Annotated in this window: 24 protein-coding genes; all 24 read left to right on the top strand. The window is 73.8% G+C overall.

The genetic code is table 11. The features are described from left to right. The first annotated feature begins 12 nt into the window (after window positions 1-12). The 24 genes from smc to dprA all read left to right on the top strand — a co-directional run bounded on the left by smc (window position 13) and on the right by dprA (window position 24,408). On the top strand, window positions 13-3,564 hold the full coding sequence (smc, locus tag ACFQQL_RS08980; protein ID WP_382393388.1) for a chromosome segregation protein SMC: 3,552 nt from the start codon (window positions 13-15) through the stop codon (window positions 3,562-3,564). Between the two features lie 183 nt (window positions 3,565-3,747). Continuing rightward, entirely contained in the window at window positions 3,748-4,053 is a 306-nt protein-coding gene (locus ACFQQL_RS08985) for a hypothetical protein (RefSeq protein WP_382393390.1), read from the top strand. A gap of 70 nt (window positions 4,054-4,123) precedes the next feature. Then, the gene (ftsY, locus tag ACFQQL_RS08990; protein WP_382393392.1) at window positions 4,124-5,266 is read left to right on the top strand and encodes a signal recognition particle-docking protein FtsY; all 1,143 of its coding nucleotides are present in this window, start codon (window positions 4,124-4,126) and stop codon (window positions 5,264-5,266) included. 192 nt (window positions 5,267-5,458) lie between these two features. Then, the gene (locus ACFQQL_RS08995; protein ID WP_382393394.1) at window positions 5,459-6,736 is read left to right on the top strand and encodes an ammonium transporter; all 1,278 of its coding nucleotides are present in this window, start codon (window positions 5,459-5,461) and stop codon (window positions 6,734-6,736) included. After that, window positions 6,733-7,071: a P-II family nitrogen regulator gene (locus ACFQQL_RS09000; RefSeq protein ID WP_382393396.1), complete on the top strand. Its 339-nt coding sequence runs from the start codon at window positions 6,733-6,735 to the stop codon at window positions 7,069-7,071. Before ACFQQL_RS08995 ends, ACFQQL_RS09000 begins: the two co-directional genes overlap by 4 nt. Beyond that, complete coding sequence (locus ACFQQL_RS09005) at window positions 7,068-8,915, top strand: [protein-PII] uridylyltransferase family protein (protein WP_382393398.1); 1,848 nt, start codon at window positions 7,068-7,070, stop codon at window positions 8,913-8,915. Before ACFQQL_RS09000 ends, ACFQQL_RS09005 begins: the two co-directional genes overlap by 4 nt. A 39-nt stretch (window positions 8,916-8,954) precedes the next feature. After that, window positions 8,955-10,529, top strand: coding sequence for a signal recognition particle protein (gene ffh / locus ACFQQL_RS09010; RefSeq protein WP_382393400.1), 1,575 nt, complete (start codon window positions 8,955-8,957; stop codon window positions 10,527-10,529). Next, entirely contained in the window at window positions 10,526-11,617 is a 1,092-nt protein-coding gene (locus tag ACFQQL_RS09015; RefSeq protein WP_465253998.1) for an amidohydrolase family protein, read from the top strand. The genes ffh and ACFQQL_RS09015 overlap by 4 nt, the downstream gene beginning before the upstream one ends. 182 nt (window positions 11,618-11,799) lie before the next feature. Further along, entirely contained in the window at window positions 11,800-12,159 is a 360-nt protein-coding gene (locus ACFQQL_RS09020; protein WP_382393402.1) for a GntR family transcriptional regulator, read from the top strand. Continuing rightward, a complete protein-coding gene (locus tag ACFQQL_RS09025) occupies window positions 12,156-13,064 on the top strand; it encodes an ABC transporter ATP-binding protein (RefSeq protein ID WP_382393404.1) in 909 nt (302 codons plus the stop codon). The genes ACFQQL_RS09020 and ACFQQL_RS09025 overlap by 4 nt, the downstream gene beginning before the upstream one ends. Continuing rightward, on the top strand, window positions 13,061-13,840 hold the full coding sequence (locus ACFQQL_RS09030; protein WP_382393406.1) for a hypothetical protein: 780 nt from the start codon (window positions 13,061-13,063) through the stop codon (window positions 13,838-13,840). Before ACFQQL_RS09025 ends, ACFQQL_RS09030 begins: the two co-directional genes overlap by 4 nt. A gap of 14 nt (window positions 13,841-13,854) precedes the next feature. Continuing rightward, window positions 13,855-14,787 (top strand): ABC transporter ATP-binding protein, encoded by a 933-nt coding sequence (locus ACFQQL_RS09035; protein WP_382393408.1) that lies wholly within the window; start codon window positions 13,855-13,857, stop codon window positions 14,785-14,787. Beyond that, window positions 14,784-15,581, top strand: a complete 798-nt coding sequence (locus ACFQQL_RS09040) for an ABC transporter permease (protein WP_382393410.1) — start codon at window positions 14,784-14,786, stop codon at window positions 15,579-15,581. Before ACFQQL_RS09035 ends, ACFQQL_RS09040 begins: the two co-directional genes overlap by 4 nt. Window positions 15,582-15,813: 232 nt before the next feature. Then, the gene (rpsP, locus tag ACFQQL_RS09045) at window positions 15,814-16,299 is read left to right on the top strand and encodes a 30S ribosomal protein S16 (RefSeq protein WP_382393412.1); all 486 of its coding nucleotides are present in this window, start codon (window positions 15,814-15,816) and stop codon (window positions 16,297-16,299) included. Window position 16,300: 1 nt separating this feature from the next. Continuing rightward, window positions 16,301-16,540 (top strand): RNA-binding protein, encoded by a 240-nt coding sequence (locus ACFQQL_RS09050; RefSeq protein ID WP_382393414.1) that lies wholly within the window; start codon window positions 16,301-16,303, stop codon window positions 16,538-16,540. A gap of 1 nt (window position 16,541) precedes the next feature. After that, the gene (gene rimM, locus ACFQQL_RS09055) at window positions 16,542-17,144 is read left to right on the top strand and encodes a ribosome maturation factor RimM (RefSeq protein WP_382393416.1); all 603 of its coding nucleotides are present in this window, start codon (window positions 16,542-16,544) and stop codon (window positions 17,142-17,144) included. Window position 17,145: 1 nt separating this feature from the next. Next, entirely contained in the window at window positions 17,146-18,525 is a 1,380-nt protein-coding gene (gene trmD / locus ACFQQL_RS19170; protein WP_465253999.1) for a tRNA (guanosine(37)-N1)-methyltransferase TrmD, read from the top strand. A 215-nt stretch (window positions 18,526-18,740) separates the two neighbouring features. Continuing rightward, on the top strand, window positions 18,741-19,097 hold the full coding sequence (gene rplS / locus ACFQQL_RS09070) for a 50S ribosomal protein L19 (protein WP_382393418.1): 357 nt from the start codon (window positions 18,741-18,743) through the stop codon (window positions 19,095-19,097). 144 nt (window positions 19,098-19,241) lie between these two features. After that, on the top strand, window positions 19,242-20,009 hold the full coding sequence (gene lepB / locus ACFQQL_RS09075; protein ID WP_382393420.1) for a signal peptidase I: 768 nt from the start codon (window positions 19,242-19,244) through the stop codon (window positions 20,007-20,009). Continuing rightward, a complete protein-coding gene (locus tag ACFQQL_RS09080) occupies window positions 20,006-20,872 on the top strand; it encodes a ribonuclease HII (RefSeq protein ID WP_382393422.1) in 867 nt (288 codons plus the stop codon). The genes lepB and ACFQQL_RS09080 overlap by 4 nt, the downstream gene beginning before the upstream one ends. Window positions 20,873-20,918: 46 nt before the next feature. Beyond that, window positions 20,919-21,221: a DUF2469 domain-containing protein gene (locus tag ACFQQL_RS09085; protein ID WP_382393424.1), complete on the top strand. Its 303-nt coding sequence runs from the start codon at window positions 20,919-20,921 to the stop codon at window positions 21,219-21,221. Between the two features lie 141 nt (window positions 21,222-21,362). After that, window positions 21,363-21,725, top strand: a complete 363-nt coding sequence (locus ACFQQL_RS09090; RefSeq protein WP_382393426.1) for a YraN family protein — start codon at window positions 21,363-21,365, stop codon at window positions 21,723-21,725. Next, window positions 21,726-23,270 carry a YifB family Mg chelatase-like AAA ATPase gene (locus tag ACFQQL_RS09095; protein WP_382393428.1) on the top strand — a complete coding sequence of 515 codons (1,545 nt, stop codon included), beginning with the start codon at window positions 21,726-21,728 and terminating at the stop codon, window positions 23,268-23,270. It abuts the gene before it with no gap. Then, on the top strand, window positions 23,263-24,408 hold the full coding sequence (gene dprA, locus ACFQQL_RS09100) for a DNA-processing protein DprA (RefSeq protein ID WP_382393430.1): 1,146 nt from the start codon (window positions 23,263-23,265) through the stop codon (window positions 24,406-24,408). Before ACFQQL_RS09095 ends, dprA begins: the two co-directional genes overlap by 8 nt. Window positions 24,409-24,461 lie beyond the last annotated feature (53 nt).

A 24,461-nucleotide genomic window follows, 5' to 3' on the forward strand; every position in this document is an offset into this window, starting at 1 on the left:
AGGCTGCCTCGCGTGCACCTGAAGACGCTGACGCTGCGAGGGTTCAAGTCCTTCGCGTCCGCGACGACGCTGCACCTGGAGCCGGGCATCACCTGCGTCGTCGGTCCGAACGGCTCGGGCAAGTCCAACGTCGTCGACGCCCTGTCCTGGGTCATGGGTGAGCAGGGCGCCAAGACGCTGCGCGGCGGCGCGATGGCGGACGTCATCTTCGCCGGCACCGCGAACCGGGCACCGCTCGGGCGGGCCGAGGTCTCCCTCACGATCGACAACACCGACGGCGTGCTGCCGATCGAGTACACCGAGGTGACCATCTCCCGGACCCTGTTCCGCTCCGGCGGCTCGGAGTACGCCATCAACGGCGAGGCGTGCCGGCTGCTGGACATCCAGGAGCTGCTCTCCGACACCGGCATGGGCCGGGAGATGCACGTCATCGTCGGCCAGGGCCGGCTGGACTCGGTGCTCCAGGCCACCCCGGAGGACCGGCGTGGCTTCATCGAGGAGGCCGCGGGGGTCCTCAAGCACCGGCGCCGCAAGGAGAAGGCGCTCCGCAAGCTCGAGGCGATGTCCGCCAACGTCGCGCGCGTGACCGACCTGACCACCGAGATCCGCCGCCAGCTGGGTCCGCTCGCCCGCCAGGCCGACGTCGCCCGCCGCGCGCAGGTGGTCCAGGCGGACCTGCGCGACGCGAAGGCCCGCCTCCTCGCGGACGACCTCGTCCAGCTCAGCTCCACGCTCGCCCAGGACGAGGCGGACGAGACCGCCCTCAAGCAGCGCCGCGCCGCGGTCGAGGCGGCCCAGGAGGACGCCCGGGCACGGCTGACCGCTCTGGAGCAGGCGGCCGCGGCCGCCGCACCCCGGCTCGGGCGTGCCACGGACACCTGGTACAAGCTCTCGGGGTTGCGCGAGCGGCTCCGGACCCTGGAGCACGTCGCCGCCGAGCGGGTGCGTCTCCTCGGCACGACGACGAGCGAGGAGCCGGCGAGCAGTAACGAGCCCGACGAGCTGGAGGCCCAGGCCGCGGAGGTCCGCGAGCAGGAGGCCGCGCTCGGCGCCGACGTGGACGCCGCACGCAGCGCGCTCGAGGAGGCGGTCGCCGCTCGGGGTGAGGCCGAGGACGCCGAGCGGGAGGCCGAGCGAGCGCTGGCCGCGGTCCACCGCGGCGTCGCCGACCGTCGGGAAGGGCTCGCCCGCCTCACCGGCCAGGTGGGCGCCCGGCGCGAGCGCCTCGAGGCCGCCGAGGCCGAGATCGGGCGGCTGCGGGAGGCCCTCGCCGCGGCGGAGGAGCGGGCCCGCACGGCACAGTCGGAGTTCACCAAGCTCGAGCAGCAGGTCGCCGGCGTCGAGGAGGGCGAGGAGGGCCTCGACGAGGCCCACGAGCAGGCCACGGCCGAGCTCGAGGAGGCCGAGCGCACCGTCGCGCAGCTCGTCGAGGACGAGCGGTCCGCCCAGGCGGACCGGACCACCTGGACGACGCGACGCGACACGCTGGAGATGTCGCTGCGCCGCAAGGACGGCACCGGCGCCCTGCTCGAGACCGGCATGGCCGGTCTGCTCGGGCCGGTCGCGGACCACCTCACCGTCGAGCCGGGTTGGGAGAACGCCGTCGCCGCCGCGCTCGGCGAGTCCGCCGACGCGGCGCTGGTCGAGTCGGTCGACGTCGCCGTGGACGCCGTGCGGCGCGCCCGCGACGACGACAGCGGACAGGTGCGGCTGCTCGTCGCGGGCGACGGTGCCGACCCGGACCGCGGGGACGCACCGACGGGAGTCTGGGCCCTCGACGTCGTGCGGGCCGCAGACGCCGTCGGTGCTGCGCTGGCCCGCCTGCTGGCGGACGTCGTGCTCGTCGACGGGCTCGCCGAGGCGCGGTCCGTCGTCGCCGGGGATGCGAGCCTGACCGCGGTGACCCGCGACGGCGACCTGCTCTCCGCCGTCGCGGCGCACGGGGGGACGACCGGCGCACCGAGCGTCCTCGAGCTGCACGCCGCGCACGAGGAGGCGACCCGCGAGATCGAGGCGGCGACGGCCCGGCAGGAGCAGGCGCGGTTCGCGCTCGGCCCGGCACAGGACCGGGTCAAGGCCGCGCAGTCCCGGGTCGCGGAGACCCTGGACGCCTTGCACGCCTCCGATGCCCGGCACGCCGCGGTGGCCGAGCAGCTGGGCCGTCACGCGTCCGCGCTGCGCGGCGCCGAGGCCGAGGCCGAGCGCGCCCGGCCCGCGATCGAGCGCGCCGAGGCGGAGATCGCGGAGCACACGGCCGAGCTCGAGACCCTCGCCGAGCGGCTGGAGATCGCGCAGCGGGAGCCGGAGCGGACCGAGGAGGACCTCACCGGCGCCACCGAGTCTCGCGACGCCGCCGCGGCGGCGGCCCGGGAGGCACGCGGCAAGGAGACCGAGGCCCGGCTCGCGCTGCGCACGCTCGAGGAGCGCGCCGGCGCCCTGGCGGGTCGCGCCTCGTCCCTGGAGGCGGCCGCGCAGGAGGAGCGCGCCGCACGACGCCGCGCGGCCGAGCTCGCCGCGCGTCGCGCCGCCCAGGCCGACGTGGCGGCGGAGGTGCGCGCCGGTGCCGCACGGGCGGCCGCCGCCGTCGAGGCGTCGGTCGCGGCGGCGGCCGACGAGCGTGAGCAGGCCGAGACCGAGCGCAGCGAGCGGGAGCAGCAGCTCACCGAGGTCCGGGCGGAGCTGGACGAGCTGAGCGCCCAGGTGTCCGCGCTCACCGACGCGGCGCACCGGGACGAGGTGGCACGCGCCGAGCAGCGGCTGCGCGTCACCCAGCTCGAGGAGCGCGCGGTCGCCGAGCTCGGACTGGACCCGGCCGTGCTCGTCGACGAGTACGGGCCGGACACGATGGTGCGGGTCGCCCCCACCGAGGACGAGCCGGAGCCCGAGCCGCGACCCTACGTGCGCGAGGAGCAGGAGAAGCGCCTGAAGCGTGCGGAGCGTGACCTGGCGCGGCTCGGCACCGTCAACCCGCTCGCCCTCGAGGAACACGCCGCCCTGGCCGAGCGCCACAAGTTCCTCACCGAGCAGCTCGCCGACCTGGAGAAGTCCCGCAAGGACCTGCTGGAGATCGTCCGGGAGATCGACGAGCGCGTCCAGCGCGTCTTCGCGGACGCGTTCGAGGACACCGCCCGGGAGTTCGAGGGAGTCTTCTCCCGGCTCTTCCCCGGCGGCGAGGGGCGGCTCGTGCTGACCGACCCCGAGGACATGCTCACCACCGGCATCGAGATCGAGGCGCGCCCCGCCGGGAAGAAGGTCAAGCGGCTCTCGCTGCTGTCCGGGGGCGAACGGTCGCTGACCGCCGTCGCGCTCCTGGTGGCGATCTTCAAGGCCCGGCCCAGCCCGTTCTACGTCCTGGACGAGGTCGAGGCCGCCCTCGACGACGTCAACCTCGGCCGCCTGCTGGAGATCTTCCGCGAGCTGCGCGACTCCTCCCAGCTCATCGTCATCACCCACCAGAAGCGCACCATGGAGGTTGCCGACGCCCTCTACGGCGTGACGATGCGCGGCGACGGCGTCACCACCGTCATCTCCCAGCGGCTGGAGCGCGAGGTCGAACCGGTGTGAACGCGCCTCGAAGGGGGCGCCGTCGTGCTCTCCCGGTGGCGGGTCCGCGAGGAAGACGTCGAGCACCTGCGGAGTCGGATCGGGGCCGCGCGGGCGGCCGGGTGAGCGACGTCACCGACCGCTCGCCACGCAGACATCCCGTGTAACCAGCGAATTCACAGTTTCGGGGTGATACTGAGTCACATGACCGGAGCGATCGTCTACGGGTTCGTCGCGGTGCTGTGCGCCGTGGCGATCTTCGCCGCGCTGCTCTCCGGGCGCCGGCCGGAGAAGGGCTTCGTGGCCTGGGTCCAGGACTCCTTCGCCGCGTGGCGGGCCGATGAGCTGAAGAAGGACAAGCTGCCGCAGACGAAGGTGCAGGACGCGGACCTCGAGGACCTGTTCTCCCTCGGCGTGCCGGACGACCGACCCGCGTACACCCGGCCCGAGGAGATCGTCGCCCGCTGGGACGACGTGCGCGAACGGGCCCGCCAGCTCACCAAGCACTGATCGCCGGCCACCGAGGCCGCCGGCACGCACGATTGCCCGAGGCTCGCCCCGGTAGGTCAAACTGGGCGTCGTGACCGAACAGATCGCCCTCCTCCTCGCCGTCGTCGTCGTCCTCCTCATTGCCGTCGGGATCGGCGCGACCGCACTCCTGCGGCGTCGCCGTGGCGGTCCGCCGCCCACGCCGGACCCGGACCAGGCCGAGGTGCTCGACCCGGACGTCGAGGCGGCCGCCGCGACCGCTCCGGCGGCTGCTCCCGCGCCGACGCTGGAACGCCCGGAGCCCGTCGCCACGCGCATGCAGCGCCTGCGTGCGCGCCTCGCCCGCTCCGGCTCCGTCGGGCAGGCCCTGCTGTCCGTCCTCTCCCGCGGCGACCTCTCCGAGAGCGACTGGGAGGAGATCGAGGACACGCTCCTGCTCGCGGACGTCGGCGTCGGCCCCACGACCGAGCTGATGGACACGCTGCGGACCCGGACCAAGGTCATGGGCACCACGGAGCCCGAGGCCGTCCGCGCCATGCTGCGGGAGGAGCTCCTCGCCCTCGTCGGCACCACGGCCGACCGGCGCCTGGCCGCGACGCCCGTGCTCGGTGACGACGGCGAGCCCCACCCGGCGACCGTCCTCGTCGTCGGCGTCAACGGCACCGGCAAGACCACCACGGTGGCCAAGCTCGCGCGGGTGCTCGTCGCCGAGGACAAGGACGTCGTGCTCGGCGCCGCGGACACCTTCCGGGCCGCCGCCGCGGACCAGCTCGGCACCTGGGGCGCGCGAGTCGGCGTCGAGGTGGTCCGCTCCGACCGCGAGGGCGCGGACCCCGCCTCCGTCGCCTTCGACGCCGTGCGCCAGGGGCGCGAGAGCGGCGCCGACGTCGTGCTCGTGGACACCGCCGGCCGACTGCAGAACAAGCAGGGCCTCATGGACGAGCTCGGCAAGATCAAGCGCGTCATGTCCCGGCAGGCGCCGGTCGGCGAGGTGCTGCTCGTCCTGGACGCCACGACCGGTCAGAACGGGATGCGCCAGGCGCAGGTCTTCGCCGAGGCCGTCGACATCACCGGCATCGTCCTGACCAAGCTGGACGGCACGGCCAAGGGCGGGATCGTCGTCGCCGTGCAGCGCGAGCTCGGCGTCCCGGTGAAGTTCGTGGGCCTCGGCGAAGGCCCGGACGACCTCGCCCCGTTCGTGCCCGAGGAGTTCGTGGAGGCCCTGCTCTCCTGAGCGCGGGCTGAGCACGGGCGCACCGAGGACGGCCTGCGCATCTCGCATGGCGGGACGGCGCGGCGTCGGCAACAGGATCGTCATCCGGCCGCCCCACTTGTCACATCCAGGAAACACCGGTGTTCGCGGGGCGAAACGCGGACCCAGGACCGTGGTGCCTGGCCAGCCGTACGCGCTGGCGAGGGAGGAACCATGGAGCTCGACACCGGAGCCACCGCGTGGATGCTGATATCCGCGTCGCTGGTGCTCCTCATGACCCCCGGGCTGGCGCTCTTCTACGGCGGCATGACCCGGTCCAAGTCCGTGCTGAACATGATGATGATGTGCTTCGGCGCGATGGCCGTCGTCGCCGTCATCTACGTGCTGTGGGGCTGGTCGATGTCCTACGGCTCCTCCATCGGGGGGATCGTGGGCAACCCGTTCGACCAGTTCGGCCTCGCCGGGGCCGTCTACGACGAGGCCGGTGAGTTCCTGCTCGACGATTACGGCGTCCCCGGCATCGTCGGGGTCGGCTTCCAGTCGACGTTCGCCATCATCACCGTCGCCCTCATCGCCGGCTCGATCGCGGACCGCGTGAAGTTCGGCACGTGGCTCGCCTTCACGGCGCTGTGGGCCACGCTCGCCTACTTCCCGATGGCCCACATGGTCTGGGGCGGCGGCCTGCTCAGCGGCGACGGCCCGTTCGCCTCGATCGCGGCACCGATCGACTTCGCGGGCGGCACGGTCGTGCACATCAACGCCGGTGCCGCCGGCCTGGTGCTCGCGCTGGTCATCGGCAGGCGCCGTGGTTTCGGGACGGTCCCGATGAAGCCGCACAGCCTGCCGCTGACCATGCTGGGTGCCGCCCTGCTGTGGTTCGGCTGGTTCGGGTTCAACGCCGGCTCCGCCTTCACGGCGGACGGGTTCGCCGGCCTGGCCTGGGTCAACACGACCTCGGCGACGGCCGCCGCCATCATCGGCTGGCTCATCACCGAGAAGATCCGTGACGGCGCCGCCACGTCCCTGGGCGCGGCCTCCGGCGTCGTCGCCGGCCTCGTCGCCATCACACCCGCTGCGGGTGCGCTGCACCCGCTCGGGTCGGTCGTGCTCGGCCTGGTCGCCGGGGTGCTGTGCGCGCTCGCCGTCGGCCTGAAGTACCGGTGGGGCTACGACGACTCCCTCGACGTCGTCGGCGTCCACCTGGTCGCCGGTCTGTGGGGAACCGTCGGCATCGGGTTCCTCGCCACCGACACCGGGCTGTTCTACGGAGGCGGTGCCAGCCAGCTCGCGGTCCAGGTCATCATCGCGGTCGTCGCCGTCGCCTTCTCGCTCGTGGTCACCGCGGTCATCGCGCTCGTGCTCAAGGTCGTGACGGGCTGGCGCGTGAGCGAGGATGTGGAGGTCACCGGCATCGACCAGACGGTCCACGGTGAGTCGGCGTACGAAGGCATCGGGGCCGGGCGGTTCACGACTCAGGAGGCAAGGGCATGAAGCTCGTCACCGCGATCGTCCAGCCGCACCGGCTCGACGACGTCAAGAAGGCCCTCGAGGCCGCGGGCATCCACGGCATGACCGTGTCCGAGGCCAACGGGTACGGCCGGCAGCACGGCCATACCGAGGTCTACCGGGGCGCCGAGTACACCATCGAGCTCGTGCCCAAGGTCCGCCTCGAGATCGTCGTCGGGGACCAGGACGCCGACGCGGTGGTGGACGCGGTCGTCGGCGCGGCCCACTCCGGGCGCATCGGCGACGGCAAGGTCTGGACGGTGCCCGTCGAGGACGTCGTCCGGGTGCGCACCGGAGAGCGAGGCCCCGACGCGCTGTGACCCGGGGTGACCTGGGGTCGGCCAACGGGACCCCGGCGGGCCCGGCGCGCCTCCCCCTGCTCGGGGAGCTGCGCCGGGCCCGTCTCGTCCTGCCGCCGCCCGCGCCGGGCGAGTCGGGTGCCACCTACCGGCGCTCCCTCGCCGACCTCACGGACGCGGCGCTCGCGGAGCTGTGGGAGCACGCCCTCGCCACCACGGGGCTCGACGGCGGGTCCGGCGTCGCACTGACGGCGGTCGGGAGCCTGGGACGCCGTGACGGCGGACCGGTCTCGGACCTGGACCTGCTGCTCGTCCACGACGACCGGCTCGACGACACAGAGCTCACGGCGCTCGCCGAGGCGCTGTGGTACCCGGTCTGGGACGCCGGGATCCGGCTGGACCACGCGGTCCGCACCCTCGAGCAGTGCCGGACGGTCGCCTCGGCGGACCTGCCGGCCGCCGTCGGGCTGCTCCACCTGCGCACGGTCGCCGGCGATCAGGACCTGGGGGAGCGGGCGGCACGCGCGGTGCTCGCCGACTGGCGGTCGGGGGCCCGGCGCCGCCTGGAGGACCTGGTGGCCTCCGTGGCCGAGCGTGCCGAGCGGTTCGGCGAGGTGGCCTACCTGCTCGAGCCCGACCTCAAGGAGGCCCGCGGGGGGCTCCGCGACGCCGTCGTCGTCGAGGCGCTCGTCGCGTCCTGGCTCACCGACCGTCCGCACCGGCGCAGCGAGCTCGACCGGGCGTACGCCCACCTGCTCGACGTGCGCGACGCCCTCGCCGCCACCACCCACCGGGCGACCACCACCCTGCGCCTGGCGGACCAGGACGAGGTCGCGGGCCGCCTGGGGTTCCTCGCCGCGGGCGGTGTCGTGGGCACCACCTCGCGCGGGACGTCCGTCTCGGACGCCGCGGACGACCTGCTCGCGTCGATCGCCGGGGCCGCCCGGGTGATCAGCCACGCCCTGGACGAGACGGTGCGGCGCGCGCGAGGGCACAACCGGTCGCGCAGCGCCGTGCCACCGCGGCCCAGGCTGGTCCGCGGCCGCGTGCTCCCGCCCCGGCTCCCCGAGCTCGCTCCGGGGCTGCTCGAGCACGAGGGGGAGATCGTCCTCGCCGGCGGAGTCGACCCGGCTCACGAGCCGCTGCTGACGTTGCACGCCGCTGCCGTGGCGTGCCGGACGGGCCTGCCGCTCTCGCCGGCCATGCTCGACTCCCTCGGCCGGGCGGCGCCGCTGCCGGAGCCGTGGCCGGCGCCCGCGCTCGACCTGCTCCTGGAGATCCTCGCTTCCGGCCCGGCCCAGGTGCCCGTCTGGGAGGCGCTGGACCTCGCAGGCGTCGTGACCACCTGGCTGCCCGAGTGGGCGGCGGTGCGCAACCGGCCGCAACGGAATCCGCTGCACCGCTTCACGGTCGACCGGCACCTGATCGAGACCGCTGCCGGGGTCCCGCATACCGGAGCTGTCGACGGCCGCGATCGCGCCGACCGCCAGCTCCTCCTGGCCGCCTTCCTCCACGACATCGGCAAGCTGCCCGGGCGCGGCCCGCACGCCGAGGTCGGCGCCGAGATCGCCGGCCCGCTCCTCGACCGGATCGGCGTGGACCCGGCGAGCCGCGAGGTCGTCGTCCTCCTCGTGCGGGAGCACCTGCTGCTCCCCGCCGTCGCGACCAGCCGCGACCTGGAGGACCCCGAGGTGGTCGAGGAGGTGGCGGCCGGCGTGGAGCACCGGCCCGAGGTGCTCACGATGCTGCGCCGCCTCACCGAGGCCGACGCCCGCGCCGCGGGCCCGCAGGCCTGGACCTCCTGGCGCGCACGCCTGGTGGACGTCCTCACCGACCGGGTGCGGGCCGCGATCGCGTTACCCTGAGAGGCCTGATCTGCCCGTCCTCCAGTGAGGTCTCCCGACGTGTTCGCCAACCTGTCCGACCGGCTCACCGCCTCCTTCAAGCAGCTCCGTGGCAAGGGGCGGCTCTCCGAGGCCGACATCGACGCCACCGTCTCGGAGATCCGGCGCGCGCTGCTCGAGGCGGACGTGGCGCTCCCAGTGGTGCGCGAGTTCACTGCGAACGTCCGCGAGCGCGCCAAGGGCGCCGAGGTCTCCCAGGCCCTCAACCCCGCTCAGCAGGTCATCAAGATCGTCAACGCCGAGCTGGTGGAGATCCTCGGCGGCGAGTCCCGTGACCTGCACATCGCGAAGCACCCGCCGACCGTCATCATGCTCGCCGGCCTCCAGGGCGCCGGTAAGACGACCCTCGCCGGCAAGCTCGGCATCTGGCTGCGGGAGCAGGGGCACACGCCGCTGCTCGTGGCCTCCGACCTCCAGCGACCCAACGCCGTGACCCAGCTCCAGGTGGTCGGCGAGCGGGCGGGGGTGGCCGTCTGGGCGCCCGAGCCCGGCAACGGCGTCGGCGACCCGGTCGCCGTCGCGCGGTCCGGCGTGCAGCACGCCCGCGACAAGATGTACTCGGTCGTCGTGGTCGACACCGCCGGCCGCCTCGGCGTGGATGCCGAGATGATGCAGCAGGCGATCGACGTGCGCGACGCCACGGACCCGGACGAGATTCTCTTCGTCCTCGACGCGATGATCGGCCAGGACGCGGTCTCCACCGCGCAGGCCTTCGCCGACGGCGTGGGCTTCACCGGCGTGGTGCTGTCCAAGCTCGACGGCGACGCCCGCGGCGGCGCCGCCCTGTCGGTGCGCGGCGTCACCGGCAAGCCCGTCCTGTTCGCCTCGGTAGGGGAGAAGCTCACCGACTTCGAGCGCTTCCACCCCGACCGGATGGCCTCGCGCATCCTCGACATGGGGGACCTGCTCACCCTCATCGAGCAGGCCGAGCGGACCTTCGACGCCGCCCAGGCCGAGGAGATGGCCGCCAAGATCGCCGGCGACGGCGACTTCACGCTCCAGGACTTCCTCGGCCAGCTCGCCCAGCTGAAGAAGATGGGCTCGATGAAGAAGATGCTCGGCATGCTGCCGGGCATGGGCCAGATGCGCGAGCAGCTGGAGAACTTCGACGAGCGCGAGATCAACCGCATCGAGGCGATCGTCCAGTCGATGACGCCGGCCGAGCGGGCCGACCCGAAGATCCTCAACGGGTCCCGGCGCCAGCGCATCGCCCGCGGCTCCGGCACCACGGTGTCCGAGATCAACTCGCTCATGGAGCGCTTCGACCAGGCCAAGACGATGATGCGTCAGATGGCCCGCTCCGGCGGCAAGGGCATGCCCGGGATGGGCGGGGTGCCCGGCATGGGGGCGCTGCCCGGCGGCGGGAAGAAGTCCAAGGGCCGGATGGCCCCGCCGCCCAAGAGCAAGAAGCAGAAGGGCAAGAAGGGCAGGTCCGGGAACCCGGCGAAGCGCGCGCGGCAGGAGCAGGAGGCCGCGCAGCGTGCTGCCCAGCCGCAGGGCTCCTCCTTCGGCGTCGGCCAGTCCTCCGGGCAGCAGGAGCCGGACCTCGAGGAGCTCGCGAAGTTCCTGCGGTGAGCGTGCTGCGGCTGTCCGGTGCCGTGCTCGTCGACGACGAGACGGTGCTCGAGGAGGTCTGGGCGGCCGACGGGAAGCTCAGCCGCACGCGGCCCCCGCGTGCCGACGCCGCCACCGAGCTGACCGGCTGGGTGGTGCCCGGCCTCGTGGACGTCCACTGCCACATCGGTCTGGGCCCCGACGGCGCCGTCACCGTCGAGGACGCGGTGGCGCAGGCCAGGGCCGACCGGGACGCCGGCACGCTGCTGGTGCGCGACGCCGGCTCACCGATGGACAACAGCTGGGTCCACGACCGCGCCGACCTGCCCCGGCTCATCCGCGCCGGACACCACCTCGCCCGGCCCAAGCGGTACCTGAGGAACTACGCCCGCGAGCTCGACGACGTCGCCGAGCTGCCCGCGGCGTGCGCCGAGGAGGCTCGGCGGGGCGACGGCTGGGTGAAGCTCGTCGCCGACTGGATCGACCGCTCTGCGGGCGCCGACGCCGACCTGACGCCCCTCTGGCCGCCCGAGGTGCTGCGTGACGCCGTCGCCGCCGCGCACGAGGCCGGCGCCCGGGTCACCGCGCACACCTTCTCCCACGAGGCGATCGGGCCGTTGCTGGACGCCGGGATCGACGGCATCGAGCACGGCACCGGCATGGACCCCGACCAGATCGCCGAGGCCGCACGCCGCGGCATCCCGGTGACGCCCACCCTGCTGCAGGTGGGCCGGTTCGCCGAGATCGCGGCGCAGGCCGACCCGAAGTACCCCGTCTACGCCGCCCGCATGCGCCGCATGCACACCTGCCGGTACGAGCATGTCGCCCACCTGCACGACGCCGGTGTCCCGCTGCTCATGGGCTCCGACGCGGGCGGCACCATCGGTCACGGCTCGCTCCCGGCAGAGCTGGCCGAGGTGGTCCGCGCCGGGGTGCCGGCCGGGGACGTGCTGGCCGCAGCGTCGTGGCGGGCGCGGGCGTTCCTCGGCGCCCCCGGCATCGACGAGGGAGCCGGCGCCGATGTCGTCGTCTACGACGCCGACCCCCGCCAGGACATCTCGGTCCTGGTGAAACCGACCGCCGTCATCCTCCGCGGCCAGCGCTTCTGACGAAGATCCGGCATGGCGCTTCCGGTGGTCACCTGAGACCGGCACGGAAGGTGACCCGACGGGCCACGGTGACGAGGCGCCTCCGGAAGGCGTGACACGAAGGCACTTGCGCACGGCCACGTTCTATGGTTCATTAGTCGAGTAATGAACCCCTGAAGCAATGAACCTGGCGAGGAGGCAACGTGTTCGAGGGCCCCGAGCCGATCTACCTGCAGATCGCCGAGCAGCTGCGCCGCCAGGTGCTCGACGGCACGTTGGCGCCGGGCGACCAGGTCATGTCGACGACGCAGTACGCCACCACCTACCGGATCAACCCCGCCACGGCCGCCAAGGCCTTCGCGCTGCTGGTGGACGAGGGCGTGCTCTACAAGCAACGAGGACTGGGCATGTACGTCTCCGAAGGCGCCCGGGAGCAGCTGCGCGAGCGGCGTCGGGCCGACTTCTTCACCGAACGCATCGACACCGCCCTCGCCGAGGCCCGCGCGCTGGGCATCACCGAGGACGACGTCGTTCGCTACATCACGAAGGGAGCCCGGCGATGACCGCGGCAACGACCACCGGCCTGGACGTCCGGGCCGAGGGCCTGACCGTCCGGTTCGGCGACACCACGGCGCTGGACGGCGTCGCGCTGAGCGTGCCTGCCGGGTCCATCACCGGCCTGCTCGGCCGCAACGGCTCCGGGAAGACCACCCTGCTGTCCGCGATCGCCTCGTTCCGCCGCCCGACCGAGGGGCGCGTCCTGGTCGACGGTGAGGATCCCTTCGAGAACGAGCGGCTCATGGAGCAGATCTGCCTGGTCCGGGAGAGCGGGGACGTCCTCCACGACGAGCGCCTGACCACGAACCTGGAGTACTTCGCCACGACCCGTCCCACGTGGGACGACGCCCTCGCGGAACGCCTGCTGGAGACCTTCCAGCTCGACGCCGCCAAGAAGGTGAGCCAGCTCTCCCGCGGTCAGCGCTCGGCGTTCGGCATCACCATGGGGCTCGCGTCCCGCGCGCCCCTGACCATGCTCGACGAGGTCCACCTCGGCATGGACGCACCGTCGCGGTACGCCTTCTACGACGCCCTGCTGGAGGACTACGTCGCCCACCCGCGCACGATCGTCCTCTCGAGCCACCTCATCAGTGAGCTCGACCGGCTGCTCGAGCACGTCGTGGTCCTCGACCGGGGCAGCGTGCTGCTCACCTCCGACGCGGACGACCTGCGCGCCCGGGGCGCGACGATCACCGGCCGCACCGAAGACGTCGACGCGACCGTGCGCACCCTGGACGACGTCACGGTGCTGTCCGAGCACACCCTCGGCAGCACCAAGCAGGTCGCCGTCATGGGACAGGGTGCCCGGCTCACCCCCGCCACCACCTCAGCCGTCCGCGACGCGGGGCTGGAGCTCGGTCAGGTCGAGCTGCAGGACCTCGTCGTCCACCTCACCGGGAGGAAGTCGTGAGCACGTCCAACACGTACGAGGCCGCCACGTCGACAGCGGGCACGCTGCGGGGGGCCCGACGGGTGGCGACCACGCGGCCGCAGTGGCGCCGCACCCTCTCCTGGATGCTGCAGATGCAGCTGGCGATGGGGCGCTGGTTCTGGCTCGCCGTCGTCCTGCTGTGGGTGGCCGCCCTGGTCGTCGTCAGCCTGACACCCGCGGGCATCGAGCTGTCCATGCTCCAGTTCGCCGCGCACGGCGCCCTGTGGTTCCCGTTCGCGATGATGATCACCGTGGCGGTCGCCATGATCACCCCGCACGTCGCGGGCGGCATGACCCGTCGCTCCTTCAGCATCGCGAGCCTGGTCTCCGTCGGCTGCGTCGCGGCGGGCAACGGCCTGCTGCTGGCCGTGGGGCTCGAGCTGGAGGGGGTCCTGTACGGCGCCCTCGGCTGGGACCACAGCCACGTCGCCAACGCCACCGACAGCGCCGGCGTCTGGGAGCCGTGGAACGAGGGCTTCGGGGTCTCCTGGCTCTCCTACACCAGCCGCACCGCCGGCGGGGCCGTCTCCGGGCTGCTCGTCGGTGCGACGTACTACCGCTACGGCGGGCTGCGCGGCACGTTCGCGCTCCCGCTCACCGTGGCCCCGGCCATCCTCGGGCAGGACTATCTCGCAGGAGTCGTCGGAGACGCGTTCGACGTCTCCCTCCTCGGCCTGTCCCTCGCCGCGCTCGCGCTGCCCGTGCTGGCGGGCGTGGCCTTCCACCGCATGATCCGCACCGTCCCGGTCCGCTAGCTCTGGAGCCGAACATGTCCGTCATCGAGATCACCAACCTGCGCAAGACCTACGGCGAGAAGGTCGCCGTCGCCGATGTCAGCCTCGCCGTCGAGCGAGGGGAGATCTTCGGCATCCTCGGCCCCAACGGAGCCGGGAAGACCACGACCGTCGAGCTGCTCGCGGGACTTCGCCACGCCGACGGCGGCACCGTCCGGGTGCTCGGCGCCGACCCACAGTCCGAGCCGGCCGCGATCCGGGACCGCCTCGGCATCCAGCTGCAGGAGTCCCGGCTCCCGGCGAAGATCCGTGCCCGGGAGGCGCTCGAGCTGTACGCCTCGTTCTACCCGGACCCGGCCGACCCGAACGAGCTCCTCGAGCTGCTCGGGCTCACCGAGAAGGCCGGCACCCTGTTCAAGGACCTCTCCGGCGGCCAGCAGCAACGGCTGTCGATCGCCCTGGCGCTCGTCGGCAACCCCGAGATCGCGGTCCTCGACGAGCTCACCACCGGCCTGGACCCGCAGGCGCGCCGGGACACCTGGGCGCTGATCGAGCGGGTCCGCGACTCTGGCGTCACGATCGTCCTCGTCACCCACTTCATGGACGAGGCCGAGCGACTCGCCGACCGGCTCGCCATCATCGACTCCGGTCGCGTCGTCGCCGAGGGTACGCCGGCCGAGCTCATCGCCGCCGGCACCGACCGGCGCACCTTCCGGATGCGGCTGCCCGCGGACGCGCCAGAGGACGTCCTCGACGTCGTAGCAGCCCTCCCGGAGGTCGACGCCGTGACCCGGGTCGCCGCCGAGCACGAGGTGACCGGCGGGCCGCGCGTGCTGCCGGACGTGGTCCTCGCACTCGCCCGTCGCGACGTCGTCCCGGACGAGATCCGCACCGTCACCCGGAACCTCGAGGACGTCTTCGTCGAGGTCACCGGCTCCCGTCCCGAGACCCAGGAGGCCCTGGTATGACCACCGCAACCGCTCCACGCGTGTCCCGACCGTCGTTCATGGGTCGCGGGCTGGGCAAGCTCGTCGGCACCGAGACCCGGATGTTCCTCCGGGAGCCCGGGGCGATGTTCTTCTCGCTCGCCTTCCCGTCCGTGCTGCTGCTCGGTGTCGGATTCCTCATCCCAGGGCTGCGCGACCCGATCACGGAGCCCGGCCCCATGCAGGGCATGCAGGGTGTCGTCTACATGCTCCCGTCGGTGCTCGCCGCGGCGATCGCCGCGCCCGCCCTGACGACCCTGCCCGTCTCGATCGCCGGCTACCGGGAGCAGGGGGTCCTCAAGCGGCTCTCCACCACGCCCATGCGCCCCCAGGGGCTGCTCGTCGCCCACGTGGTCCTCGGCGTCGCGTGCTTCCTGGTCGCTGCCGCCGTCGCGGTCGCGCTGGCGATGCTCGCGTTCGACGTCCCGGCACCGCGACAGCTCGGAACCGTCCTGCTGGGCGCCGTGCTCGCCGCTGCCGCCACCTTCGGGGTCGGCCTGGTGATCGCCGCCGTCGCACCGCGCGGCAACGCGGCACAGGGGATGGGGATGCTGCTGTACTTCCCGATGCTCTTCCTCGCCGGGCTGTGGACCCCGGGTCCGGTCATGCCGGACGTGGTCGAGTCGATCGCCACCTGGACACCGCTCGGTGCGGCCAGCCAGGCGTTCGAGGACGGATGGTTCACCGGCGACTTCCCGGTCGTCCAGCTGCTCGTGATGGCCGCGTACGTCGCAGTTCTCTACCCGATCGCGGCCAAGCTCTTCCGCTGGAGCTGACCGCACCGAGGTCCGGCGGGAGCGCGGCGGAGGGGACGTGTCCAACGGCACGTGCCCTTCGCCGCCGGCGGTGTTGGGGCCGGGCGCGGGATCTGGCAGAATGGCGCGCTGTACTCGGCCCGGCTGGTCCCTCTCACCGCCGCGGCCGCGTCCTGCGACACTCCGGCGGAGCCGACGCCCCCACGCGGCTCCCGGTGAGGTCCACCCGAACGAACTCAGGAGTACCACTTCAGTGGCAGTCAAGATCCGACTCAAGCGCATGGGCAAGATCCACGCGCCGTACTACCGCGTCGTCGTCATGGACTCGCGCAAGAAGCGCGACGGCAAGGCGATCGAGGAGATCGGGAAGTACCACCCGACCGAGGAGCCCTCGTTCATCGAGATCGACTCGGACCGCGCGCAGTACTGGCTCTCCGTGGGCGCCCAGCCCACCGAGCAGGTCGCCGCGCTGCTCAAGGTCACCGGCGACTGGCAGAAGTTCAAGGGCCTGCCGGGCGCCGAGGGCACCCTGCGCACGAAGGACACGGCCGCGGCCTCCGACCAGCGTGCCGCCGCTGTGAAGGCCGCCGAGGACGAGGCCGAGCAGGCCAAGGCCCGCGCCTCCGAGGCCAAGGCCGCCGAGCCCGAGGCCGCCGAGCCCGAGACCTCCGCCGAGGAGGAGACCAGCGCCACCGAGGCGGACGAGCCGGCGGACGCCAAGCCCGCCGAGGGCGCCTGAGGTGCTGGCCGACGCGCTCGAGCATCTCGTCCGTGGCATCGTCGACCACCCGGACGACGTGCAGGTGAGCGCCAGGTCGCTGCGGCGCGGCGAGCTGCTCGAGGTGCGCGTGCACCCCGACGACCTCGGCCGGGTCATCGGCCGGTCGGGGCGCACCGCCCGGGCGCTGCGCACCGTGATCGGCGCCCTGTCGACGTCCGGACCGGTCCGGGTCGACGTCGTGGACACCGACCGCCGCTGACGTGCTCCTGACCGTCGCCGTCGTGGGCGCCCCGCACGGGCTGCGCGGCGAGGTGCGCCTGGACGTGCGCACCGACGACCCGGCGCGCCGGCTCGCGGTCGGGAACAGCCTCGAGGCCGACCCCGCCGACGCCGGTCCGCTGACGGTCGCCCGCACCCGTGTGGCACCCGACGGCGCGACGTACGCGACCTTCGCCGAGGCGCCCGACCGCACGGCGGCCGAGGCGCTGCGCGGCGTGCGGCTCGTGGTGGAGACCGACGAGGAAGACCCGGCGGACGTCTCCGACCCGGCCGACGAGGGCTGGTACGCCCACGAGCTCGTCGGCCTGCGTGCCGTGCACGCCGACGGCCGCGAGCTCGGCGAGGTGACCGGCCTGGAGCACCTGCCCGCGCAGGACGTGCTGGTGGTGACCGAGCCGGGCGGGGGAGAGGTCCGCGTGCCGTTCGTCGCCGAGCTCGTCCCGGAGGTCGATGACGACGGCGGCACGGTCACCCTCGACCCGCCGCGCGGCCTGTTCACCGGTGACCCGGCGGACTGGGATGACGACGACGGCGACGACGGCGACCACAGTGGCAAGTACGTGGCCGAGCCCGGGCGGGGCTGACGTGCGCATCGACGTCGTCACGATCTTCCCGGCGTACCTCGACGCGCTGGAGCTGTCCCTGGTCGGCAAGGCCCGTCGCGACGGCGTGCTGGACCTGCGCGTGCACGACCTGCGCGACTGGGCGCAGGACCGGCACCGCACGGTCGACGACACACCCTTCGGCGGCGGCGCGGGCATGGTCATGCGCCCCGACGTGTGGGGCCGGGCCCTCGACGACGTCCTCGCCGACGAGGTCCACGGACGTCGCGTGCTGCTGGTGCCCACCCCGTCCGGCGAGCGTCTCACCCAGCGGCTCGTCGAGGACCTGGCGGGGGCCGACCACCTGGTCGTCGCCTGCGGCCGCTACGAGGGCATCGACGCCCGGGTCGCCGAGCACTACTCGGTCGGGCCGTCGCTCGAGGTCCGCGAGGTCTCCCTCGGCGACTACGTGCTCAACGGCGGCGAGGTCGCCGCGCTGGTGGTCGTCGAGGCCGTGGCCCGGCTGCTCCCCGGCGTCGTCGGCAACCCCGAGTCGCTCGTGGAGGAGTCGCACGCCACCGGGCCGCAGGGCGGCCTGCTCGAGTACCCCGTGTACACCAAGCCCGCCGAGTGGGCCGGCCGCGCCGTGCCCGACGTCCTGCTCTCCGGGCACCATGCCCGCGTCGCCAGGTGGCGACGGGACCAGGCGCTGGAACGGACCGTCCGCCGTCGTGCCGACCTCGTGCGGGCGCTGGACCCGGACGGCCTGGACCGCGACGACCGTTCCGTGCTCGCCCGGCACGGCTGGTTCGTCCCGCCGGGCGAGCCCCCCGTACCGGTCACCGTCCGTGCCGGCCGCCCGCCGGACTCCGAGGCACTCGCCCGGCTCGCGGCGGCCACCTTCCCGCTCGCCTGCCCGCCGCACCTGTCGCAGGCGGACGTCCAGGAGTTCATCGCCACCCACCTCTCGCCCGAGCGGTTCGCGGAGTACCTCGCCGACCCGGACCGGTACCGGGTGCAGGTCGCCGAGACCGCGCAGGGTCTCGTCGGCTACACCCTCGTCGTCCTGCCGCGGACCGCGCAGGAGGCGCCGTACGCCGCCGACGTCGCCGCCCTGGTCCACGCCCGGCCCGCCGCGGAGCTCAGCAAGATCTACCTGCTGCCGAGGTTCCACGGCAGCGGTGTGGCGCGTGCCCTGCTGGAGGCCGCCCGCGCGGAGGTCGCCGACGTCGTGGTCGACGGGCGGCCCGTCGGCGTGCTGTGGCTCGGCACCAACGCCACGAACCGCCGTGCCCAGGCGAGCTACCGCAAGGCCGGCTTCGCTCCTGTCGGGCGACGTCGGTTCCAGGTCGGCGGGAGCCTCGAGGACGACGTCGTCATGGCGGTCGACCTCACGGGCGGCACCGCCGGCCACGGCCGCTGACGTGCCGCAGACCACAGCGGAGCCGGGCCTCGCGCGGTAGGCGGCGCCGGTGCCGCTGTGGCAGACTGGTGCGGCGCCGCGTCCCGGCACGCGCCGTCGGACCTGCCGCAGGGGGTCCACCGGCCCGCGGACGCCGCGATCACGAACCACGACCGGCGGCACCGGCTGCCCTGAGAATCGCGCGTGACCTGTGGCACGGGCGGGAAGAGATCACCATGCAGACCCTGGACACCGTCGACGCCGCCTCGATGCGCGACGACATCCCGGCGTTCCGTCCCGGCGACACCCTGAAGGTCAACGTCAAGGTCGTCGAGGGCAACCGCTCCCGCGTCCAGGTCTTCCAGGGCGTGGTGATCGCCCGCTCCGGCGCCGGGGTGCGTGAGACCTTCAAGATCCGCAAGGTCAGCTTCGGCGTCGGCGTCGAGCGCACCTTCCCCGTCCACTCGCCGTCCATCGACTCGATCGAGCTCGTCGCGCGCGGCGACGTGCGGCGCGCCAAGCTGTACTACCTCCGTCAGCTGCGCGGCAAGAAGGCGAAGATCCGCGAGAAGCGCGAGACCACGGCCGGCTGAGACCGGCAAGGCGCGTGCCCGGTGCCGTCACGGCGCCGGGCACACGTGTTCCGACCGCCGGTACCGGCCGGTCTTGTTAAGGTGCGTCCAGGTCTGTCGGAGCGCGCGGGCCGCCTGGTATGACGTGTGCCCGAGGAGGATCGCTTGACCACCGACAGCACCGAACGCGGTGATCGCCCCGCGGGCGAGTCGATGCCGCCGAGCTTCCCGCCGCCGCAGCGGCGTCCGGCCGCGAAACCGGCCCGGAAGGGCGGCTGGTTCCGCGAGACGCTCACCGTGATGGTCTCGGCGCTGGTGCTGTCCATCGTCATCAAGACCTTCCTCGCGCAGGCCTTCTACATCCCGTCCGGATCGATGGAGAACACCCTCGAGCTCGGCGACCGGGTCATGGTCAGCAAGCTCGCTCCTGGACCGTTCGACCTCGAACGCGGCGACGTCGTCGTGTTCGTCGACCCCGGCGGCTGGCTGGCCGAGCTGCCCGAGGACCGCCGGCCCGGCTGGCAGCGGACGCTGACCGAAGCCCTCACTTGGATCGGGCTGCTACCCCAGGACGCGGGCCACCATCTCATCAAGCGCGTCATCGGGCTGCCGGGGGACCAGGTCGCCTGCTGCGACGACCAGGGACGCCTCACGGTCAACGGCGAAACGGTGGACGAGCCCTACCTGTACCCCGGCGCGGCGCCGAGTGAGATGCCCTTCGAGGTCACCGTGCCTGAGGGCCGGGTCTGGGTCATGGGGGACAACCGCGGGAACTCGGCCGACTCCCGCGCCCACATGGGCGACCCGGGCGGGGGCACCGTCCCGATCGAGAATGTGGTGGGCCGTGCGTTCGTCTTGCTCTGGCCGGCCGACCGGATGACACTCCTGCACAACCCCGAGGAGACGTTCGCCGACGTGCCGGAGAGACCGTGACCACCAGCGCCACCAGACGCCCGACCCGAGGACGCCGTCGGCCCAAGCCGTCGCGTAGCGTCGAGAACGCGCTGCTGGCCGAGCTGGGCCACGGTGGCTGCGTCGTCGGCATGGACGAGGTGGGGCGCGGCGCGCTCGCCGGGCCGGTCAGCGTCGGGGTGGCGGTCGTGAACGCCGGGACCTCCCGCCGTATGCCGCGGGGCCTGGCCGACTCCAAGCTGCTGACCGCCGGCGCCCGGGAGGCGCTCGTGGCGCCCGTGCGTACCTGGTGCGTGGCCGCGGCCGTCGGTCATGCCGAGCCGGCGGAGATCGACGCCTACGGGATCATGGCCGGCCTGCGCCTGGCCGGGCGCCGTGCCCTCGCCCAGGTCGTCGCGCTCGGGGTCGAGCCGGGGTTGGTGCTGCTCGACGGCAACCACGACTGGCTGGCGTCCCCCGTACAGGCCGACCTGTTCGCGGCGGAGCCGCCGCCCGTCCACGTCCCCGGCACGACGACGGAGGTCGCCGTCCCGCCGGTGCGGACCCAGATCAAGGCCGACGCGACGTGCGCCGTGGTCGCCGCGGCGAGCGTGGTCGCCAAGGTCGAGAGGGACGCGCGGATGGTCGAGCTGGACCCGACCTACCCCCGGTACGGCTGGGCCGGCAACAAGGGTTACTCGGCCCCGGAGCACCTCGCGGCCCTCCGCGAGCACGGCCCCTGCGAGCTGCACCGCCGATCCTGGAACCTCCCCAGCCAGGGCCAGGATCCGTACGGCGCGGCACTCGATGAGTTCGCGGGCGACCCCGATGACCTGGCGGAGGTCGCCGAGGCGCAGGAGCTCGCGGACGCCGAGGAGCTGCCGGTCCTGCTCGACCGCGCCTGAGCGGTCCAGGTCTCGCTCGGCGCCCTCCACGGGGCATGATGGGGGTGTGAGTGCGGAGGACCTGGAGAACTACGAGACCGAGCTCGAGCTCGACCTGTACCGCGAGTACCGCGACGTGGTGGGCCTCTTCGCGTACGTGGTCGAGACGGAGCGACGCTTCTACCTCGCCAACAACGTCGACGTGCAGGTACGCCAGGCGGGCGGCGAGGTCTTCTTCGAGCTGACCCTGACGGACGCATGGGTGTGGGACGTCTACCGCTCCGCCCGGTTCGTGAAGTCGGTGCGCGTCGTGACGTTCAAGGACGTCAACATCGAGGAGCTCGCCAAGCGCGAGCTCGACCTGCCGTAGCAGTCCACCACTGCCGCGCCGTCCACCGCGGCGCTCCGGTGACGTGATGTCCACAGCACCGCCGCGTCTTCCCCGGCGGCCGGGCCACGGGCCACGTCGCGCACCCGGCTCCGGGGAGGGTGAGCCCGGAGGTGGTGGCCCGTGCGGGCGAAGGACGCGGTCGGCAGGTACGGCGAGCGGGTGGTGGCGCAACGGTTGACCCGGCGCGGCTGGAAGGTCCTGGACCGGAACTGGCGCTGCGTGCACGGCGAGCTGGACCTCGTCTGCCGTGACGCCGCAGGCGCCCTGGTGTTCGTCGAGGTCAAGACGCGCCGGTCGACCGTCTTCGGCGACCCCGCCGAGGCGGTCACGCGGCAGAAGCTGGGCCGGCTGCGCCGGCTCGCCGCGGCATGGCTGTCCGACCATTCCGACGTGCGCGCCCCGAGCATCCGCATCGACGTGGTCGCCGTGCTCGTGCCGCGGTCGGGAGCAGCCGAGATCCGCCACGTCGAGGCGGTGGGCTGAGTGAGTCTCGGACGCACCTGGACGGTCAGCCTCCTCGGGCTGAGCGGGCACCTCGTCGAGGTCGAGGCCCAGATGAACCAGGGCCTGCCCGCCTTCGCACTGGTCGGCCTGCCGGACACCGCCGTGAACGAGGCACGCGAGCGCGTCCGCGCCGCGGTGACGAGCTCCTCGGTCACGTGGCCCCAGCAGCGGATGACGGTCAACCTCTCGCCGGCCTCGCTGCCGAAGACCGGGACGGGGCTCGACCTCGCGATGGCGGTGGCCGTCCTCGTCGCCGCCGGGCTCCCCGCACGCGAGCGCGCGGCCCGCACGGTGCACCTCGGGGAGCTCGGCCTGGACGGCCGGCTGCACCCTGTGCGCGGCATCCTCCCCGCCGTCTCGGCGGCCGTCACCGCCGGCCGCCCGGAGGTCGTGGTCCCCACCGGTAACGCGGACGAGGCCCGGCTCGTCCCGGGCGCCGAGGTGCGGGCCGTGGACCATCTCGCGGAGCTGATCGTCGACTACGGCGGCGAGGCGACCCGCCCGGACGGGGCGGCGCCGGAGCCACCCGTCGACCCCCGCCCACCCGCACCGCTCGTGGTGCCGGACCTGCGCGACGTGCGGGGACAGGAGGAGGCGCGCTTCGCCCTCGAGGTCGCCGCCGCCGGCGGTCATCACCTGTTCCTCCTCGGAGCGCCGGGGACGGGCAAGTCCATGCTCGCCGCGCGGCTGCCCGGGATCCTGCCGGACCTTGCCGAACCGGACGCCGTGGAGGTCTCGGCCGTGCACAGCATCTCCGGCACCCTCGACGCCGCCGCGGGGCTGCTGCGCAGACCGCCGTTCGAGGATCCGCACCACACCGCGACCGCCGCCGCGGTGGTGGGTGGCGGGAGCGGCTTCCCCCGACCCGGGGCGGCGAGCCGCGCGCACCGCGGCGTCCTGCTGCTGGACGAGGCGCCGGAGTTCGCGCCACGAGTGCTGCAGACCCTGCGGCAGCCGCTGGAGCACGGTGAGCTCGTGCTGCAGCGCGCCACGGGCTCCGCGCGGTACCCGGCACGGTTCCAGCTCGTCCTCGCGGCCAACCCGTGCCCGTGCGGCAAGGCGACCGGCAAGGGGCTGGACTGCCGCTGCACGCCGCTCGAGCGGCGCCGCTACGTCGGACGGCTCAGTGGCCCGTTGCTGGACCGGATCGACATCCAGGTGGATGTGCCCGCGGTGACGCGGGCGTCGCTGGCGATCGCCGGACCGTCCGAGCCTTCCGCCGCCGTCGCAGCCCGCGTGGCCGCGGCCCGGGATCGGCAGCGTGAGCGGTTGGCGGGGACCGGGTGGCGCACCAACGCCGAGGTGCCCGGATCCTGGCTCCGCGGCGACGACGGCGGACTTCCGCCCGACGTCCGACTCGCCCTCGAGCGGGCCCTCGACCGGGGAGCGCTGAGCATGCGGGGCCTGGACCGGGTGCTGCGCCTCGCCTGGACGCTCGCAGACCTCGCCGAGCAGGATCGCCCGACCGTCCAGGACGTCGGAACCGCCCTGGCCCTGCGGCACCGCGGGGGCGGAGATGGCTGACCTGCCCTTCGACCTCGCCGACGTCCGCCTCGCCGCCGCGGCGTGGAGCCGGATCGTCGAGAGCCCCGACCCGGCGGCCGGTGCGCTCGTGGCCGAGCTCGGACCCGGCGCGGCCCTGGACTGGTTGTGCACCGTCGCGGACGGGCGCCACGACGCCGGCGACCCTCGGTGGCGCCAGGCGGTGGAGCGCTGGGCGCCGCGGCTGCACCGGCTGGACGTGCGTCGCGAGCTGGACGTGCTCGACCGGCTCGGCGGGACGCTCGTGGTGCCCGGCGACGAGCGGTGGCCCGGCGGCCTGGACGACCTCGGCGCGGAGCGGCCGTTCGCCCTGTGGATCCGCGGAGACCCGGCCGTCCTGCGCCGGCGTGGCGTCGCCGTCGTGGGCGCGCGGGCCGCGACGAGCTACGGCCAGCACGTGGCCGCCGAGCTCGCGGGCGGGATCGCCGAGGCCGGCCTGAGCGTCGTCTCCGGCGGGGCGTACGGGATCGACGCATCCGCGCACCGCGGGGCCCTGGCGGTCGACGGCACCACCACGGCGTTCCTCGCCGGTGGGATCGACCGGCTCTACCCGGCTGGGAACGCGGCGCTGCTGGAGAGCGTGGCGAAGGCCGGTGCGGTCGCCTCCGAGGTCCCACCGGGCTCGGTCCCGACGCGGAACCGCTTCCTGGCGCGCAACCGCCTCATCGCGGCGATCTCGGCCTCGACCGTCGTGGTCGAGGCCGCCTGGCGGTCCGGCGCGCTGAGCACCGCCGGGCATGCCGCCGCGCTGTCCCGGCCGGTCGGCGCCGTCCCCGGTCCGGTGACCTCGATGGCCTCGGCCGGGTGCCACCGGCTCATGCGCGAGCAGTCCGCCGTCTGCGTCACGGACGCGCAGGAGGCGCTCGAGCTCGCCGGGGGAGCGGGGGAGCACCTGCCCGACGGGCGCGCGGCGCCCCTGGGCCTGCTGGACGGCCTGGACCAGGTGGCGTCCCGGGTGCTGGACGCGCTGCCGGCCCGCGGGTCGGCTCCGGTCGCCAACGTGGCGCGTGCGGCCGGCCTGTCGGTGGCGGAGGTCCGGTCCGCGCTCGGGCGCCTGGACCTCGACGGCCGGGTGGGCCGCGACGGCAGCCGGTGGCGGCGACGTCGCGGGCAGTCGTGACGGCCGGGCCGGGCGCAGGAAGCCGTTCCGGTCCCGGCGCACGACCCGTAGGG

This window comes from Georgenia alba (genome assembly GCF_042665525.1).
In the GTDB taxonomy this organism is placed as follows: Bacteria; Actinomycetota; Actinomycetes; order Actinomycetales; family Actinomycetaceae; genus Allobogoriella; species Allobogoriella alba.

What these genes read in the sequence shown, in the direction of transcription:
- ACFQQL_RS08985 (WP_382393390.1), top strand. Translation starts at nt 3,748, where the DNA reads ATGACCGGAGCGATCGTCTACGGGTTCGTCGCGGTGCTGTGCGCCGTG.
- ACFQQL_RS09000 (WP_382393396.1), top strand. Translation starts at nt 6,733, where the DNA reads ATGAAGCTCGTCACCGCGATCGTCCAGCCGCACCGGCTCGACGACGTC.
- dprA (WP_382393430.1), top strand. Translation starts at nt 23,263, where the DNA reads ATGGCTGACCTGCCCTTCGACCTCGCCGACGTCCGCCTCGCCGCCGCG.
- ACFQQL_RS09035 (WP_382393408.1), top strand. Translation starts at nt 13,855, where the DNA reads ATGTCCGTCATCGAGATCACCAACCTGCGCAAGACCTACGGCGAGAAG.
- rplS (WP_382393418.1), top strand. Translation starts at nt 18,741, where the DNA reads ATGCAGACCCTGGACACCGTCGACGCCGCCTCGATGCGCGACGACATC.
- ACFQQL_RS09025 (WP_382393404.1), top strand. Translation starts at nt 12,156, where the DNA reads ATGACCGCGGCAACGACCACCGGCCTGGACGTCCGGGCCGAGGGCCTG.
- ACFQQL_RS09040 (WP_382393410.1), top strand. Translation starts at nt 14,784, where the DNA reads ATGACCACCGCAACCGCTCCACGCGTGTCCCGACCGTCGTTCATGGGT.
- ACFQQL_RS08995 (WP_382393394.1), top strand. Translation starts at nt 5,459, where the DNA reads ATGGAGCTCGACACCGGAGCCACCGCGTGGATGCTGATATCCGCGTCG.